The 16,552-nt window shown below is 65.9% G+C and carries 14 protein-coding genes; 4 read left to right on the top strand and 10 right to left on the bottom strand.

Annotation, left to right across the window (positions count from 1 at the left end):
- Positions 1–16: 16 nt before the first annotated feature.
- The 10 genes from GUY37_RS00995 to dcd form a co-directional block, all read right to left on the bottom strand.
- The gene (locus tag GUY37_RS00995) at positions 17–1,456 is read right to left on the bottom strand and encodes an ATP-binding protein (RefSeq protein WP_166821097.1); all 1,440 of its coding nucleotides are present in this window, start codon (positions 1,454–1,456) and stop codon (positions 17–19) included.
- Positions 1,453–2,205 (bottom strand): response regulator transcription factor, encoded by a 753-nt coding sequence (locus GUY37_RS00990; RefSeq protein WP_039211949.1) that lies wholly within the window; start codon positions 2,203–2,205, stop codon positions 1,453–1,455. The genes GUY37_RS00995 and GUY37_RS00990 overlap by 4 nt, the downstream gene beginning before the upstream one ends.
- Positions 2,195–2,590 carry a monovalent cation/H(+) antiporter subunit G gene (gene mnhG, locus GUY37_RS00985; RefSeq protein WP_101546653.1) on the bottom strand — a complete coding sequence of 132 codons (396 nt, stop codon included), beginning with the start codon at positions 2,588–2,590 and terminating at the stop codon, positions 2,195–2,197. The genes GUY37_RS00990 and mnhG overlap by 11 nt, the downstream gene beginning before the upstream one ends.
- Positions 2,580–3,158, bottom strand: a complete 579-nt coding sequence (locus GUY37_RS00980) for a monovalent cation/H+ antiporter complex subunit F (RefSeq protein ID WP_166821094.1) — start codon at positions 3,156–3,158, stop codon at positions 2,580–2,582. Before GUY37_RS00980 ends, mnhG begins: the two co-directional genes overlap by 11 nt.
- Positions 3,155–3,835 carry a Na+/H+ antiporter subunit E gene (locus GUY37_RS00975; protein WP_228278283.1) on the bottom strand — a complete coding sequence of 227 codons (681 nt, stop codon included), beginning with the start codon at positions 3,833–3,835 and terminating at the stop codon, positions 3,155–3,157. The genes GUY37_RS00980 and GUY37_RS00975 overlap by 4 nt, the downstream gene beginning before the upstream one ends.
- Positions 3,832–5,415 carry a Na+/H+ antiporter subunit D gene (locus tag GUY37_RS00970; RefSeq protein WP_152347163.1) on the bottom strand — a complete coding sequence of 528 codons (1,584 nt, stop codon included), beginning with the start codon at positions 5,413–5,415 and terminating at the stop codon, positions 3,832–3,834. Before GUY37_RS00970 ends, GUY37_RS00975 begins: the two co-directional genes overlap by 4 nt.
- A complete protein-coding gene (locus GUY37_RS00965; protein ID WP_152347164.1) occupies positions 5,412–6,047 on the bottom strand; it encodes a Na(+)/H(+) antiporter subunit C in 636 nt (211 codons plus the stop codon). The genes GUY37_RS00970 and GUY37_RS00965 overlap by 4 nt, the downstream gene beginning before the upstream one ends.
- Complete coding sequence (locus GUY37_RS00960; protein ID WP_166829092.1) at positions 6,044–9,091, bottom strand: Na+/H+ antiporter subunit A; 3,048 nt, start codon at positions 9,089–9,091, stop codon at positions 6,044–6,046. Before GUY37_RS00960 ends, GUY37_RS00965 begins: the two co-directional genes overlap by 4 nt.
- A 136-nt stretch (positions 9,092–9,227) precedes the next feature.
- Positions 9,228–10,511 (bottom strand): hypothetical protein, encoded by a 1,284-nt coding sequence (locus GUY37_RS00955; protein WP_228278282.1) that lies wholly within the window; start codon positions 10,509–10,511, stop codon positions 9,228–9,230.
- Positions 10,508–11,086, bottom strand: coding sequence for a dCTP deaminase (gene dcd / locus GUY37_RS00950; protein WP_166821091.1), 579 nt, complete (start codon positions 11,084–11,086; stop codon positions 10,508–10,510). The genes GUY37_RS00955 and dcd overlap by 4 nt, the downstream gene beginning before the upstream one ends.
- Positions 11,087–11,443: 357 nt before the next feature.
- Between dcd and GUY37_RS00945 the strand changes: the two genes are divergently transcribed.
- The 4 genes from GUY37_RS00945 (at position 11,444) to GUY37_RS00930 (ending at position 16,390) form a co-directional block, all read left to right on the top strand.
- Positions 11,444–12,940: an LPXTG cell wall anchor domain-containing protein gene (locus GUY37_RS00945; RefSeq protein ID WP_166821088.1), complete on the top strand. Its 1,497-nt coding sequence runs from the start codon at positions 11,444–11,446 to the stop codon at positions 12,938–12,940.
- Positions 12,941–12,947: 7 nt separating this feature from the next.
- Positions 12,948–14,108: an ABC transporter gene (locus GUY37_RS00940; protein WP_166821085.1), complete on the top strand. Its 1,161-nt coding sequence runs from the start codon at positions 12,948–12,950 to the stop codon at positions 14,106–14,108.
- Between the two features lie 62 nt (positions 14,109–14,170).
- Entirely contained in the window at positions 14,171–15,130 is a 960-nt protein-coding gene (locus GUY37_RS00935; protein ID WP_166821082.1) for a hypothetical protein, read from the top strand.
- A gap of 384 nt (positions 15,131–15,514) precedes the next feature.
- Entirely contained in the window at positions 15,515–16,390 is an 876-nt protein-coding gene (locus GUY37_RS00930) for a hypothetical protein (protein ID WP_166821079.1), read from the top strand.
- Positions 16,391–16,552: the final 162 nt, after the last annotated feature.

Genomic DNA, 16,552 nt, shown 5'->3' with positions numbered 1-16,552 from the left:
CGTCCAGTCGCCGGTCTCACTGCTGGTCACCCTGCGGGCGACGGTTCGAGTACCCCGCTTCCGGACCGTTCTGAGTCGGCTGCGGCTGTCGGTTCCCGTACTGAGGCGGCTGCGGACCGGAATTGGGCTGGCTGCCCACGGGTGCCTGCCCTGGATACTGTGGGCCCGAGTTCTGTGACCCTGCGGTCTGGGGGCCCGGGTACTGTGGTCCTGAGTTCTGCGGTCCCGAATTCGCCTGGCCGCCCACCGGCGGCTGCCCGTAACCCGGGTTCTGTCCTCCGGCGTTCGGTGCCTGACGGGGTGGTTTGAACTGCGAATGTTGCCCGGAATCCGGCGGGAATCCACCGGAGACGGATTCGCCCGTCCGCCGGTTGACGAGGTTGCCGTCGACGCGTTCGAGCCGACGCTTCGACGTGCGTCGCGGGGTGCCGAGGATCCGCCCCTGCAGTTCGGCCTCGTTGGGCTGCCTCGGCGGCAGGAAACCGGGCGCCCGCCGAGAATCCGACTGCTGCACGGGTTGGACCGCATGCGAACCGGCAGCGACCCGATCCATATGATCCGACATCTGCGGAACCGTCACAGGGGCGGCATCGGCGAGGACGGGAAGGACCATGCGCACCGAGGTGCCCACACCCTCCTGGCTGAAGAGCTGCACGGACCCGCCGTGGCGGGTGACGATGGCACGCACGAGTGAGAGGCCCATTCCGGAGCCGGCGACCGCACGCACACGGGAGCCGCGAGACAGCTCGTCCCAGACGTTCTCCTGCTCGGGCAGCGGGATCCCGCTGCCCGTATCGGCGACCTCGACGACGACCCAGCGGTGCCCGTCGATGATCTGCTCATTGGCGCGCAGCTCGACGACTTCGGCCTGCGACGAGTATTTGAGGGCATTGCCCAGCAGGTTGAGGATCCCGGTGAGCAGCAGATCCTCTTCACCGGCGACATCGGGCAGCCGCCACGGAGCACGTGCCACCGTGGCCACGATCATCCGATCCTCGGCGCCCGGCGCCGTCGAGGCGTCCTCGACGGCCTGGTGGATGAGCGCGTCGAGGTCGACGCGTGCGTATTCGATGATGCGGGTCTCGACATCGGCGAGTTTGCGCAGATCAGCCAGCAGACGGGCGACCCGGCGCGAGGACACGTCGACCTGCTTGGCGGCCGGCTCAACCTCGCTCAGCGCGCCGCCGTCACGGACGACCTCCCGGATGCTCGCCGCCGAGGTGCGCAGCGCCGTCAGCGGATTCTTCAGCTCGTGGTCGAGTCGGATGAGCATCCGATTGCGCTTCGTCATCGAATCCTCGGCTGCGGCCGTCTCGATCGATTCTCGCAGCGCGGCCTCGCGTCTCTTCAGGTGCCGCCAGCCAAACCAGGCGCCGACGGCCAGACCGCCGAGCACGATGACGAGCAGCAGCAGGAACAGCCAGACCTGGATCTCGAAGACAAGGAAGTTCGTCATAGACGACTCTGTCCGTCCTCGCCGCGGACCTCACCGACGAAACGGTAGCCGCGCCCCTGCACGGTCGCGATCCACCGCGGTTCGGCGGCGTCTTCACCGAGCACACGACGCAGTTCGGCGACGCGCGAGTCGACGGCGCGCGTGCCCACGGCCTCTTCGAATCCCCACAGCACTTCGAGCAGGCGGGAGCGTTCGATGAGTTCGTCCTTGTGCACCATGAGGTATTCGAGCAGGGTGAAGCCCTTCGGGGTGATGACGAGCTCCCGCTGGCCCAGCCAGGCGCGGCGTCCGACGCGGTCGACGCGCAGACCGAAGCTGGACACGAGCACCGGAGCCGTGGCCAGGGGCGGCCCGTCATTGCGGGTGCGGCGCAGCACGGCCCGGATGCGGGCGACGAGCTCGTGCGGATCGAAGGGCTTATTGAGGTAGTCGTCGGCACCCTCTTCGAGGGCCATCGCCCTCTCGACGCCTTCGCCGACCTGGGTCAGCAGCAGCACCGGAACCCAGTTCTCCTCCTGCCGCAGACGGCGCAGCACCTGCCGGCCATCGGCTCCGGGCATGAGCACGTCGAGGACGCACACATCGGGTCTGTGGCGGTGGATCTCGTCGAGGGCGAGCAGTCCGTCGCTGGCGGGCAGCACCCGGAACCCGGAGCGTTCGAGGAACGGTACGACCGCTCCGAGTACGTCCGGCTCATCATCGGCGACCAAGACGAGTGGTTGGGGCTCGGTGTGATTGTCAGCCGTCATGGTGGTCTGTTCCGGTTCCTCTCTGGCGTTCCCAGGCGATCTCTCTGGCCTCGGCACGGTCGACCGCTTCGGCGAGTTCATCTCGGTACAGCATAGATCGACGCAGGTGTTTGGTGCGATATCCGGCGCGACCGACCATATGGGTGGCGACGGGAATCGTCACGAGCTGGAAGGAGATGATGATCGCCAGCGTCGTCACCGTCGCCCAGGTCGGGAACTGGATGGCGATCGCCACCGCGACGAGCACCAGGCCCAACACCTGGGGTTTCGCACTCGCGTGCATCCGTGAGAGGAGGTCGCCGAAGCGGACGAGGCCGACCGCGGCGGCCAGGGACAGAACCGCGCCGAGGAAGATGAGCACGGCCGAGATGATGTCAAGAACCACGGGTGTTCCCCTCCCCCTCGCCGGACGACATGCGCTCGGCGTCCTCGGGTCCCGGGTCCGGTCCGGTGCCCTCGCCCTCTCCGCCGCTGTCGGCGTGAGCGTCGTAGGTCGGATCCGCGATCTCGGTGACCTCATCGCTGGGACGCACCGGTTGCGCCGCGCCCGATCCGGACTCAGCGCGCGGCCGGGTCCGGTCGGCCGCCTCGGCGGAATCCTCGGCTTCCGTGTCACGCGGCATGTGCCAGTCCGTGCTGGTGAAGTCCGACAGTGCCCCCGCCTCGGCGCCGGGCGTCATCGAATCGGACTTCGACACATACCTCGACACGCTCACCGAACCGACGAAGCCGAGCATCGCGAGCACGATGAGCACGGGCAGCAGATCCGTGCGGTCGGACAGGGCCATATACCCGCCGAGGCCGCACATGATCGAGGCGAGCACCACGTCGGTGCCGATCATGCGGTCGAGGATCGAGGGACCGCGGACGATCCGGAAGAGCGCAACGACCACCGAGGTGGCCAGCAGCACCGAACCGGCGATGATGAGCGCGTGGAGGACGGTCTCACTCATGAGCGGCCTCCTTCGGACTCATTCAGAGGATTCGGCCTGGCCCGCAGGGCGGCGAGGTCACGGTGCGAACCGAGGGTGCGGATGAGCAGCTCTTCGATGTGGTAGACCTGGGCCTTGGCCCGGCGCAGCTTCTCCTCGGAATCGCAGTCGAGGAAGTGCAGGTAGAGGATGCCCATGGCGCGGTCGCTGTCGATGATGATCGACCCGGGGATGAGGCTGGCGGTATCGGCGATGAGGGTGAGCACGAGGTCCGAGCTCGTGCGCAGATCGCAGGCGATGACGGACCCGGCTCCGACCGCGCGGCGGCGGAACGCGTACCAGGCGACCTCGATGGAGGCGTGGAGGACCGAGTAGAGGAACCACAGCCCGAACACCGTCGCATGCCAGACGTTGAACCGTCCGGAGAGCACGATGGGCGGGAGGTAGAACACGCGTGTGACGATGAAGGCCAGCACGACTCCGGAGACCACGGTGACCACAGTGATCGAATCCCACAGCATCAGCCAGAGCAGGACCAGCGAGATCAGCAGCACGAGCTGCTGGATGATTCCGCGGCCCCGGCTCATCCGCGCGCGGTTGGGTGCCGGGGCGCGGTTGGGCGACGGGGCGCGGTTGGGCGACGGGGCGCGGTTGGGCGACGGGGCCCGGTTCTGTCCCTGCGCTCGATCGGAGCTCATGACTCATCACCTCCGAGCACGTTGTTGACGTAGTCGACCGGGGTCGAGAGGTTCTCCGCCGCCCGGTTCGACATGTCCCACAGGGGTTCGGCGGCGACCGTGAGAACGATGGAGGCGATCACCACCACCGAGGTGGCCACCACCATGGCAGGGGGAACGCCGATCTGAGACTTCCACTTCTTCCCCGCCAGCAGGGTCTTCTTCCGCTCTGTGAACTCTTCGACGAGATCCTCGTTCGCCTCTTCCGCATCGGCCGGATCACGCCAGAACGCGAGGTTGAAGGTACGACCGATGACATAGAGGGTGAGCAGACTCGTCACGGTGCCGGCGACGATGAGGACCGTGGGCAGCCACGCGTGATCGTCGAAACCGGCGAGGAAGAGCGCGACCTTGCCGATGAACCCGGAGAACGGCGGAATTCCGGAGAGGTTGAGAGCCGGGATGAAGAAGATGATCGTCAGCACCGGCGAGAGCACCATGAGACCGCCCAGCGACCTCGTCGAGGTGGACCCGCCGCGCATTTCGACGAGTCCGATGGCCAGGAAGAGTGCGGTCTGGACGATGATGTGGTGGACCGTATAGTAGATCGCCGCGGACAGCCCGATGCTCGTGCCCAAGGCCACGCCGAAGAGCATGTAGCCGATATGGGAGACCAGGGTGAACGACACGATCCTCTTGATCTCCGACTGTGCGATGGCTCCGAAGATGCCCACGAGCATCGTCAGACCCGCCGCGATGAGCAGCGGCACCCGCAGTGAGGATTCGGTGAACAGCAGCGTTTCGGTGCGGATGATCGCGTAGATGCCGACCTTCGTCAGCAGTCCTGCGAAGACCGCGGTCACCGGCGCCGGGGCCGTCGGATAGGAGTCCGGCAGCCAGAAGGACAGCGGGAAGATCGCGGCCTTGATTCCGAAGCCCAGCAGCAGCAGGACGTGGAGGATCATCTGCACATCGGCGGGCAGATCCGAGATCCTCTCGGAGAGCTGCGCCATGTTCACGGTCCCGCACGCGGCGTAGATGACGCCGATGGCGGCGAGGAAGATCACCGAGGACACCAGCGAGATGATCACATAGGTGACTCCCGCCCGGATCCGCTCCGCCGTGGCGCCGAGCGTGAGCAGAACATAGGAGGCGACGAGGAACATCTCGAAGCCGACGTAGAGGTTGAACAGGTCCCCGGCGAGGAACGAGTTCGCAATGCCCGCGCACAGCACCAGATAGCTGGGATTGAACACGGAGATCGGAGTTTCGTTCGAGTCGTCGTTGGCGTCCTGACTCAGCGCGTAGACGAGCACGCACAGGGTGACCAGCGAGGACACGATGAGCATGAGCGACGACAGCCGGTCGGCGACGAGCACGATGCCCGCCGGGGGCTGCCAGCCGCCGATCGCCACGACCTGCGGTCCGTGCGCATCGACGCCGAAGAGGATCATCGTGGCGATGACCATCACCGCGAGCAGGATCGCGATCGACACGAGGTTCTGCGCCCGCGTGTGCTTGGACAGGATCAGCGCGATTCCGGCACCGATGAGCGGCAGCAGCACGGGAAGAGGCACGAGCACGGGCAGAAGATCGATCATGCGTCGTCTCCCCGCTGCTTCGCGTCCCGGGCATCGTCGGCGGCCTCGGCCTCGCCGGCACTGTGGGCCTCCGTCTGGGAGTCCGCGGCCGCCTCGGCGAGGGCATCGGCTTCAGCCGGACTCGACGCATCCTCGATGTCTTCGGCGAGATCCTCCCGCTCTGTGGGGGTCCCGTCGTCGTCGAGGTCGATGGCACCGGTGATCGGGGACTCCGCTTCGTCACCGAACTCGGTGTCGTCGTAGTCGGTGCTCGCCTCCGCCTCGGAGTCGATGATCTTCGTGATCGCCACCTGGAGGTCGGTGTCGTCATCCTGCAGCGAATCGGCGCGCATGAGCCTCCAGGATCGGTAGATCATCGCCAACAGGAACGCCGTCACGGAGAAGGTGATGACGATGGCCGTGAGGATGAGAGCATGCGGCAGCGGATCGGACATGCCCTCGGTCGACAGGTTCTCTCCGTCGGTCAGGGGCGGGGAACCGCGGCCGGCGGTGAGGATGATGAGCAGGTTCACTCCGTTGCCGAGCAGGATGAAGCCGAGCAGAACTCGGGTCAGCGAGCGTTCGAGCATGAGGTAGATGCCGGCGGCGAAGAGGACGCCCATGGCCAGGACCATGACGAAGGACACGCTCACAGGCGGCCTCCTTCCGCACCGTTGTCGACGTCGAGTTCATTGACCCGGTCCATGATCTCGGACACGGCACGGTGCTCGGCGGTGGCGCCCATGTTCTCGGAGAAGTTCACATTGTCGTGGATGCGGCTGGTCAGCATCGTCTCGTCGCGCTCCTGATGCAGGTCGACCTCGGCTCCGAGGGAGCGGAGGATGTCGAGCATGAGGCCGACGACGATGAGGTAGACGCCGATGTCGAAGAACGTCGAGGTGCCGAAGGACAGGTGCCCCAGCAGAGGCAGATCGCCTTCGAGGTAGACGGATTCGAAGACCGTGCCTCCCCAGACCCAACCGCCGATGACGGTCAGGATCGCGGTGATCATGCCGGTGCCCAGCATTCCCGAGGGAGTGAAGGGTGCCGCCTCGGCGAGTTCGTACTTGCCTCCGGCGAGATAGCGCACGACGAGGGCGAGACCGGCGACGAGGCCGCCGGCGAATCCTCCGCCGGGCTCGTTGTGGCCGGCGAAGAGGAGATAGACGGAGAAGACGAGGACGGCGTGGAAGATCAGACGCGCGGTGACCTCGAGGATGATCGAACGGTTGCGTGGGGCCAGGGTGCGTCCGGCGATGAGCCAGGACACGCGCTTCTGCGACAGGCCTTCGCCACGGCCGGCGTGGTGGAGGTCGACGACGTCTTCGGAAACGGGTTGGAAGCGGATTCGGCCGGCCGTCTCGGTGCCGTCCTTCTTCCGTTCGAACCGGTGCAGGTGGCCCTCACGACCGCGCACGAAGATGAGGCCGGCGATGCCGGTTCCCGCGGCCACGAGCACCGAGATCTCGCCCATCGTGTCCCAGGCGCGGATGTCGACGAGGGTGACGTTGACGATGTTCTTGCCGTGGCCGAGTTCGTAGGCGAGCTGCCCGAAGTCGGTGGAGACCGGGTCGCTCATGCGCACTCCGGCGGCGATGAGGACCACGAGCATCACGGTGATGCCCACGGCACCGCCGATGATCGCCCGCCAGGCGGGGGTGAGGCGACCGGTGGACTCACCGATGCGCGCCGGCAGGCGCCGGAGGACGAGGACGAAGACGACGATCGTGATGGTTTCGACGAGCACCTGGGTCAGGGCCAGGTCGGGAGCGCCGACGAAGGCGAAGTAGGCGACCATGGCATAGCCGGAGATGCCGGTGACGACCACGGCGGTGAAGCGCTTCTTCGCTCGGGTGGCACCGATCGCGACGATGATGAGCACCGCGGCGACGATGAAGTCCAGTGGAGTGTCCCAGAGCCGGAAGGTGATGTTCCACGTGTCGTTGGCGATGATCGCCAGACCCAGTCCGGCGACGAGGACGAGGTAGACCACGCCTTGGTAGAACGGCAGCGAACCGCGCTGGGTGCGGGCGGTGACCCACAGTGCCAGGGCTTCCATCCAGCCGATGAGCATCCGGTAGAGCTCGTGGAAGTCCAGCCCCGACGGCAGAGTCTGCTGGACCCTCGCGAAGGGACGGCGGAAGATGAACAGGGCGATGCCCGCGGCGACGGTCACGGCGGTGAAGGCGAGCGCCGGTTCGAATCCGTGCCACAGCGCGAGGTGGTAGTGCCCGTCGCCCTCGGCGACGGCCGGAAGGCCGGTCGTCCAGGCGGAGAAGTAGCCGTCGAGCAGTCCGACTCCCGGACCGAGCGCCAGAGTCAGCGCGGTGAGGATGAGCGGAGAGACGACGAGGGTGAGCTTCTCGTCGCGGCGGGCGATGTCGTCGACTCCCGGCTTCGAGGAGAACGCGCCCCAGACGAAGCGGGCCGAATAGGCGACGGTGAGGATCGAGCCGATCATGATGCCGATGAAGGCGATGACCGAAGCCTTGTCCGGTGAGGACAGGAGGGTCGAGTACGCGGCTTCCTTCGCAGCGAAGCCGAGCAGCGGAGGCAGCCCCGCCATCGAGGCGGCCGCGATCGTCGCGCACACGGCCACGACTGGGAAGGCCTTCCAACCGCCGGAGAGCTTCGTCAGGTCACGGGTGCCTGCGCGATGGTCGATGATGCCGACGCACAGGAACAGACAGGACTTGAACAGGGCGTGAGCGATGAGCAGACCAAGGGCCGCTTTCGTGATGTCCGGAGTGCCGAACGACGCCATGGTGGTGAGGAACCCCAGCTGGGAGACCGTGCCGAAGGCCAAGAGCAGTTTGAGGTCGGTCTGCTTCAGCGCCTGCCAACCGCCGATGAACATCGTCAGCAGACCCAGGGTGAGCAGCACCTCGGACCAGCCGGGGATGTTGTTGTAGCCGGGCGCCAGGCGCAGGACGAGGTAGATTCCGGCCTTGACCATGGCGGCGGCGTGCAGATAGGCGCTCACCGGGGTGGGGGCGGCCATGGCGCCGGGCAGCCAGAAGTGGAACGGCATGAGCGCGGACTTCGAGATCGCGCCGACGAGGATGAGGATGACCGCGGAGACGATGACTCCGCCGGTGTCCATTCCCGATTGGGCGCGGTCGACCAGGGTCGAGATCTGCCCGGTGCCGGTGGCGGTGATGAGCAGGATCATGCCCACGAGCATGGCGAGGCCGCCGGCGGTGGTGACGATGAGCGCCTGCAGTGCCGCCTGCCGCGAGCGGCGACGTGACTGGCTGTGCCCGATGAGCAGATAGGAGAAGACCGTGGTGCCTTCCCAGAACAGGTAGAGCATGAGCAGCTCGTCGGCGACGACGAGTCCGTACATCATTCCGGCGAAGGCCATGAAGATCCCGGCGAACCGGGCCAAGCCGGGCTCATCGGGCAGGAAGTAGCGTGCGCAGTAGATGAAGACGAGGGCTCCGACCCCGGTGACCAGCAGTGTCATGACCCAGGAGAGCACGTCGAGGCGGAAGACTCCGCCGAGCCCGAGTTCGGGCAGCCAGTCGAGGTTCTCGACGAGCGGCTGGGCCGCGGGGCCGAAGAGATCGGAGATCGTCGACAGGCTCCACAGGAGTCCCGCGAAGGGGACGAGCGCGAGGAAGACGAAGGCGTTGCGGCCGAGCAGGCGGACCAGAGGGTAGGCGATGACAGATGCCACGAAGAAGGCGCCTGTCATGACTATCACCGGCGGCCACCTCCGTCATATGCCTGTTTGTGAAAAAGGTTCGTCAGGTCATTTTCGCATGGACAGGTGTCGTTCCCCCAATCAGCGGGTGTGAGCTGAGACAGGTTCTGCCCCGGCATGGCACCGATCACGTGCGCAGCTGTCGACTGGTCACGAGGAAGCCGTTCTCGTCGAGTCCGATGCCTGCGGAGCCGACGAGCAGCTCGGCTCCGATCGCATCGGTCAGTTGAGCCACCTGGCCGCGCATCCGCCGGAATCGGCGTCCCTGATTCGGCTGATAGCGCTTCGACTCGGTGTCCATCCAGTGCACGTGGTATTCGATCTGCGGGGCATCGGTGTGGGCAGCGACGATCGGCGGCACCCACTCGGCCTCCATCACACGGATCTCGAGGCTGCCGGCGGATTCATCGATCTCACCGAGCGGGACGAGCAGGGCATAGCCGTCGAGGACGACCGGGGCGGAAGGGTCGAAGAGAGGATCGTCGATGCTCGCCTGGGCCAGCACATCCTCGTCGGGGGTGGGCAGGGCCTGCTGGAAGGCGTGCGGGGCGCGGCGGCGCACGAAGTCGAGAGCCACCGGCGGTTCCATCCAATACGAGGAGTAGATGTAGAGGTCGACCTTCGCCTCGGGGTCGGGGATGATCACCCGCGTCGGCAGTCCGGGCTCGTCGGCCAGGCGCACGCCCGTGTGGAGGCGGGAGGCGATGGAGAGCACGAGGCTGAGCATCCGCTCCTCCTCCCGGTCCGGCATTCCGTCGGGAAAGGCCTCGTGGAGTCCGTCGGCATCGGCGAACCAGTCCGGCGGCGGGGTCGGCTGCCGGTCGCGGGGGCAGTCGATGACAATCGCATGCCGAGCCCAGTCGGGGACTTCGAGCGCGGCGGCATCGGCGGGGTCGAGGGCGGCCCCCGAGCTCAGCCGGGAGTGCCGGCTCAGTCGCATCTGTCCGTGCTCGTCGAGCACCGGGTGGAGATCGGGCAGTTTGTTGTGGATGAGCGCGAGGACATCGGAGACCTCGAGGGCGTCATCGAGCAGGATGAGATGGAAACCACGCAGATCCGCCGAGGTGGCCGTGTCCTCGGGCGCGGAGGCGTCACCGCCGTAGCCGGGCCGTCCCGTCGACGGCATCCCGCTCCGCCGCCGACTCGCCGCGGAAGCTTCGGGAGCACGGGCAGGAGCGCTCGCGCCGGGGACGCCGACCTCCGGCGGTGCGGAAGTGTCGGCGGTGTGGGCGGCCGGGTCTCCGGCCGCATTCGGCACGCCCGGAGCCTGAGCACCTGGAGCCCGGTCGGCCGGAGCCTGGTCGTCCGGAGCCTGGTTCTCCGGGACCTGATAGCGCGCGGCGTCGGCCTGTTCACGGGCGGCGCGTTCGGCGGCTTCGCGTTGCAGCCGCAGTTCGCGGCGGGTGATCACATGCCCCTCCGGTAGAAGTTGAGGTGCGAACGGGACGCGGTCGGACCGCGTTGACCCTGGTAGCGGTTGCCCGTGGCCTGGGAGCCGTACGGGTTCTCTGCCGCGGAGCTGAGTCGGAAGAAGCAGAGCTGACCGATCTTCATTCCCGGCCACAGCGTGATCGGCAGGGTGGCGACGTTCGACAGCTCCAGGGTGACGTGGCCGCTGAAGCCGGGGTCGATGAATCCGGCCGTCGAGTGGGTGAGAAGGCCGAGACGCCCGAGCGAGGACTTGCCCTCGAGGCGAGCGGCGACATCGACGGGCAGAGTCACGAGCTCATGGGTGGAGGCGAGGACGAATTCGCCCGGGTGGAGAACGAAGGGCTCCCCCGGAGCGGCTTCGACGAAGCGGGTGAGCTCGGGCTGTTCGAGACTCGGATCGATGACCGCGTACTTGTGGTTGTCGAAGAGCCGGAAATAGCGATCGAGACACACATCGACACTGGCCGGCTGGATCAGCGACGGGTCGTAGGGGTCGAGGGCGATGCGCCCGGAGTCGAGCTCGGCGCGGATCTCGCGGTCGGAAAGGAGAGTCACGTTTCCGATGGTAGTCGTTCCGGACCTCACACGCTCGAGATCTCATGTCCCACACACCCGAGACCCCATAGGCCGAACGGGCAGAATCAGCGAACGACTTCCACCGACACGCCGCAACTATGTCACAAAACAATAACGATTCTCCCGAATTCTCCTGGTTTTTACCCGTGTGTCTCCCCATAGCGGCGGATGAATGCTTTAGGGTAATGAGCTGTACGGACCCGCGCACGATGGTGCCTTCCCCTTCTTGAGCCAAGGAATGCCGGGAGTCCATCGTCTTTCGTGGGTAGACAACAATCGAAAGGCATTACTGTGAAGACCTCGCGTCTTGTGCTTGCCCCCGCAGTAGCCGTTGCATTGACAGGTCTTGCTGGCGCCCCGGCGTTCGCAGCGACAGAGTCCACCGCTTCGGTCCCTCAGCAATCGCTGTGCGCCCAGGGTGATCAGCAGTCATCGAGCAGCTCCGAATCGGATTCCTCGGTTCCCGACGAGTCGGACCCGCAGGCGACCCTTGCGCAGGCGCAGGTGACCCGCGACGACATCGCGAACGACAAGAAGGGAATCGGCTTCTCCGGCACCGGATTCACCGAGGACGAGAAAGCCACGGTGACCGTTGTCGGCACCGATGGCACCGAATACTCCCCGGATAAGAAGCTCACTGTCGACGAGGACGGAAAGGTCTCCGGCACCTACTTCTTCACCGTCACCGACGGCGCTCAGGTGCCTGTCGGCGAATACTCCCTCTACCTCACCGACCTCAAGTCCGAGAAGAAGTCCTCCAAGGTCTCCTTCGAGGTCGTCTCCAAGGCCTCCGACGTCGACGACTCCGGCAACGGAGACGACGAGTGCGACTCGGCCACCGGTCCGATCAAGACCCCGGATGAGACTCCTGACGAGTCGGAGAGCCCCAAGCCGTCGGAGACGAAGACCGAGGACCCCACCACCGAGGCTCCCGAGCCTTCGGAGACGAAGACTGAAGATCCGACCACCAAGGCCCCGGAGCCGACCGAGACGAAGACCGAGGATCCGACCACCAAGGCTCCGAAGCCGAGCCCGTCGGAGACCGATAAGACCGATGAGGCTCCTGCCGACGATGTGAAGCCGGGACCGGCCAAGGCCCCGGATGAGGATCCCACCACCGAGGCCCCCAAGCCCACGGAGACCGAAAGCGAAGCTCCGAAGGACGAAGAGCCGAAGGTCGACGAGACCGAAGGTGCAGGCGACGCCAACGACTCCGACGACGCTGATCAGGCGGGCAAGAGCCAGCCTGCGGAAGACGGCGATGGAGGCGACGAGAAGGCCGCGGACGACGCAGCTGAGTCCACCGGTCCGGCCAGCCCCGGCACCGAGGATAAGAAACCTGCCGCTGAAGCACAGCCCTCCATGTTCATCGACCCGACCGAGGTCAGCTCCGAGGACTTCCTGAACGACGGCATCAAGATCGGCGTCAGCGGGGCTCAGCCCGGCGAGAAGGTCTCCATCACGGTCGAGCATGCCCAGGGCAAGGTCGATCGCTACACGATGACCAAGGAAGCCGATTCCGACGGCAAGGTCACGTTCGGCGTCCAGGCGAAGGTCAAGGCCGTGCTCGGCACGTACAACGTGCGTGCCCAGGCCGAGAGCTTCGATGAGCCCCAGGGCGGAAGCTTCACCGTGCTGACCAACGGCACCGCCGTCGACGAAGGCGGAAACGGAAACGGCAGCGGCCAGGGCGAATCGGGCAGCGATCTGCCGCGCACCGGTGCCGAGATGACCGGACTGGCACTCGGTGTCGGGCTGCTCGCAGTCGGTGCAGCCGCCGTCATCATCACCCGTCGGCGGATGAACGCCTCCGACGATCCCGCGGAGTTCTAAACTCACGGTGAACGATGAATTGTCCCTCGCGGGGCTGCAGCTCGACGGACGCGAGATCGACCTAGGACGTCTGCGAGCAGGGACAATGCTCGGACTCATGGGCAGCCCGGACAGCACCACTTCGGTGGTGCTGTCCGCGGCGGCCCTGCCTCACGTCGCACCACCACCACGCTTCCCGACCGGACGCCGGTCGGGTCGTTCGCGTGTGCGCAGCTGGATGAAGAGCTATCTTCGCGAAGCCGATGCCGGATCTGGGGAGGCGGCATCGGCAGCGGATCCATCAGCTGCACTGACAACGTTCGGGCTGCGGCCCGAAATCCTGCGCCTCCGCCTCGAGGACCTCGATGCGACCGATCGTGCCCGCCTCGCCCTGGCCGCGGCTTGGGCGAGCGGCGCGAAGTGGCTGACCCTCATCGACCCCTTCGGTTCGGTCCCCGGCCATCTGCGCACCGGGCTGCGCAGCCGCTTCGCCGAACTCGTCGCCCACGAAGGCCGCGGAGTCGTGTTCAGCTCGAATTCGCTGACCGACCACACCATCGCCGAGGCGGGCGTGGCCGATATCGAAAAGGACCAGCTCGTCGCCCTCGGCTCGCTGGAGCAGATCGTCACCGAACCGCGCGGTTCGCTGCCGGCCGAGCTCAGCGGGGTCAACGTCTACTCCGGGTTGGCGCGGAAGGGATGGCTGTCCATCGGCCATTCGGCCGTGCGCGCCCGCACCGAACTCGACGGGAAGGTGTTCGTGACTCTCGGGTGGCGTGCCGCCCTCCTGTCACTGGACGAACACGACCCGGCGTTCACCTCGGCGACGGTGTTCGAAGCCATCGTCACCGGACTGCGCGATCGCGGTTCCTGCCTGCAGGCGAAGCTCTCACCGGTCGACACGGAGATGGGCCTCGCCCTCGACGTCGACCTCGCCGATCTCGCCGGAGTGCCGAACAGGCAGACGGCCCCGGAGGTATCGACGAAATCGGAGGCAGCGGCCGAACCAGCTGAGGATGCAGCGACAGCCGCCGAATCCGACGCGGGCGCTAAGCCGACCATCGGCTTCGGTGTCCTGCACCCGGGACTCGGCGCGACGATCACCGAACTGCGTGCCAACGTCAAGGTCGGCACGCATGTCTTCGTCGAGGTCGACACCTCTGCCCTGCACGCCTACCCGGTTGAGTGACGCGCGGCAGATAGACTGAGAACTGCCCAGTCCCCTCAGTCCCCAACCGAATCAGGAGCGCCATGCGAACGTCGCGCAGACTTCTGATCTCAGCGCTGACGGTCATCGTCCTCACGGTTGCAGCGGTCCCCCTCCTCAACCTCACCGTCTACACTCCCGCCCGAGCCGCCGAAGCCTATATCGCGGCGATCGGAGACGGCGATGCGCAGCGAGCCTTCTCCTACCTGTCCACGCCGACTCCGACATCGACCTTGGCGCTCAGCGACGAGGTCCTCTCGGCGGCTCCCGATCTGCCGCGCGAACCCGAGGCCGAGACCGTCTCCGTCGACGGCGACCATGCGAAGGTCCGCCTCAGCTTCAACCTCTCCTCACAGGAGCAGACCGTCGATCTCGACATGGTCCGGCTGCCGGCCAGCGCGGGTCTCTTCAACCGATGGGCCATCGAACAGCAGGACTGGCCGACCCTCACCCTGGACGTCTCCGGTTCGTCGACGGCGACGGTCAACGGCTACGGGGTCAGCACGGGAAGTGTGCCGGTGCTGTTTCCGGCGAGCTACCTCGTCGGGTTCGACGCGACGTATCTGAAGTCCAAATCCCAACGCGCCGAGGTGGCCGCCCCCGGCGATTCCCCGACCGTGAAGCTCTCGCCCGAGCCCACGCCCAAGCTCGAGCAGACTGTGGAGGAGCAGGTCACCGACCACCTGCAGGACTGCATGAAGTCGAAGACGCTCATGCCTGCCGGCTGCGTCTTCGGCTACGACACGGACAACGAGATCATCGGCGACGTCTCCTGGTCACTCGAGCGCAGCCCGCAGATCGGGCTGACCTCGTCCGGCAACGATCTCGAGCTCACTCCGTCGACGGTCGAGGTGCGGGTCAAGGGACGCTACCGGGACATCGTCACCGCCGCCGAACACGACTTCGACGAGAAGCTCTCCTTCGTCCTGGGTGGATCGGTGGTCGTCAAGTCCTCGCAGGTGAGCTTCGAACCGCGCCGCCTCGGGGACGTCACCATCGCCTGAGCGGGCGCTCCTCCAGCGATTCGCCCCGCCATAGCGATTGTTGGGTCGATCCACGACGTTCAGGGGGCCGAAACCAACGTGGATCGACCCAACAATCGCACGGCGAGGGGCTTCAAACGTGTCTCAAGGAGCCCCACTCGCCCACTCTTTCCTGTGGATGAACTCCTCGCCCTGTCGTTGCAGACTGCGACCGGACCGTGTATTCGCCAGCGTTGGCCAGGGTCGGGCGGTCTCTGCACTCTCACGCCGATTCCTGAGGACCGACGAAGATTGTCCACAGACGCATTCTGACGCGTTCACTATTGACTGTGCGCGGATGATCCTGTCTTTCATGCACAGAACAATTCGGTCGCTGCCGACTTCCAGACAGCTCCCGTCCCCTTTATGCGCCGCGATCTCGCAACGCGTGGGCTCACGGAATTCGCACTGAAAGACCGGTCTCGCTTCTTACAGGTCTTCCGGGGTGTATGGATTGAAGCCGACCCCAGCTCTCGTGTTCTTTGCCCACCGTGGGCGGATCAACAGTGGCTGCAGCAACAAGTGAGACTTTCAGCTCTTCTGCTCTTACACCCGAATGTCATCGGCTGTTCGCTGACGGCCGCTATACTCTACGGGCTGCCGCTGCCTAGCCGGCGCAAGGACTTCGACACCCACATCATCAGCGGCGATCGAGGTCTGCGAATTCGGCGAAAAGCCGTGAAGCTCCACCGAGGATCCGGCTTCGACATCACTGAGTTCTACAATCTGCCGCTGGTTTCAGCCACAGATCTGTTCTTCGAACTCGCACCGCTGCTCAGCCAAAACGGCCTGATCGCACTGGGTGATGCAGCGATCAGCCGACAGAACAGTGGTCCGCTCACCAGTCTCGATCAGCTTCGGGAGAAGGCCGACGCAAGCCACTACCTCAAGGCGCGAAAATCGGTGCGGCGGGCTTTGACGTTGATCCGCGAGACAGTCGACTCTCCGCGCGAAACACGGTTGAGACTGTGGATCATCGAGAACGGTTTCCCTGAACCGGCAGTTCACCCGGAAGTGAAGTGTTCGACGGTCTCGGCGACTCTCCGCCCTGACCTCGGATACCCCGACATCAAGCTCGCCATCGAATACGAAGGTGACCATCACAGAACCTCGTCCTACCAATTCGGCGTGGACATCGAGCGTCGTCAGCTGCTGGAGGCCGAAGGATGGGTGGTCCTTCGCGTCTCGAAGCGAACAGACATGGACACGTTCAAGCATATTCTGGCGACTCACCTCGGCTGAGCAGCCATCCGGGGCGTCCATGCAGCCCCACCCCAACTGGGCACGGCGGGCGAAGGGGCGAATCCGCCGATTGTTGGGTCGATCCACGGCGTTCACAACACTGAAACCACCGTGGATCGACCCAACAATCTCCGTGCATGGGCGTCTCAGCGATTGCCATCC

Origin of the sequence: Brevibacterium limosum (genome assembly GCF_011617705.1) — a bacterium.
GTDB classification, from domain to species: domain Bacteria; phylum Actinomycetota; class Actinomycetes; order Actinomycetales; family Brevibacteriaceae; genus Brevibacterium; species Brevibacterium limosum.
The sequence above is the reverse complement of the archived record's forward strand: the minus strand, read 5'-3'. Positions and strand labels throughout refer to the sequence as shown.

Bases quoted from the DNA above. Each gene is read 5' to 3' on its own strand.
- GUY37_RS00930 (WP_166821079.1), top strand. From the start codon at position 15,515: ATGCGCCGCGATCTCGCAACGCGTGGGCTCACGGAATTCGCACTGAAA.
- GUY37_RS00995 (WP_166821097.1), bottom strand. From the start codon at position 1,456: ATGACGAACTTCCTTGTCTTCGAGATCCAGGTCTGGCTGTTCCTGCTG.
- GUY37_RS00975 (WP_228278283.1), bottom strand. From the start codon at position 3,835: ATGAGCTCCGATCGAGCGCAGGGACAGAACCGGGCCCCGTCGCCCAAC.
- GUY37_RS00970 (WP_152347163.1), bottom strand. From the start codon at position 5,415: ATGATCGATCTTCTGCCCGTGCTCGTGCCTCTTCCCGTGCTGCTGCCG.
- GUY37_RS00980 (WP_166821094.1), bottom strand. From the start codon at position 3,158: ATGAGTGAGACCGTCCTCCACGCGCTCATCATCGCCGGTTCGGTGCTG.
- GUY37_RS00990 (WP_039211949.1), bottom strand. From the start codon at position 2,205: ATGACGGCTGACAATCACACCGAGCCCCAACCACTCGTCTTGGTCGCC.
- GUY37_RS00960 (WP_166829092.1), bottom strand. From the start codon at position 9,091: ATGACAGGCGCCTTCTTCGTGGCATCTGTCATCGCCTACCCTCTGGTC.
- GUY37_RS00935 (WP_166821082.1), top strand. From the start codon at position 14,171: ATGCGAACGTCGCGCAGACTTCTGATCTCAGCGCTGACGGTCATCGTC.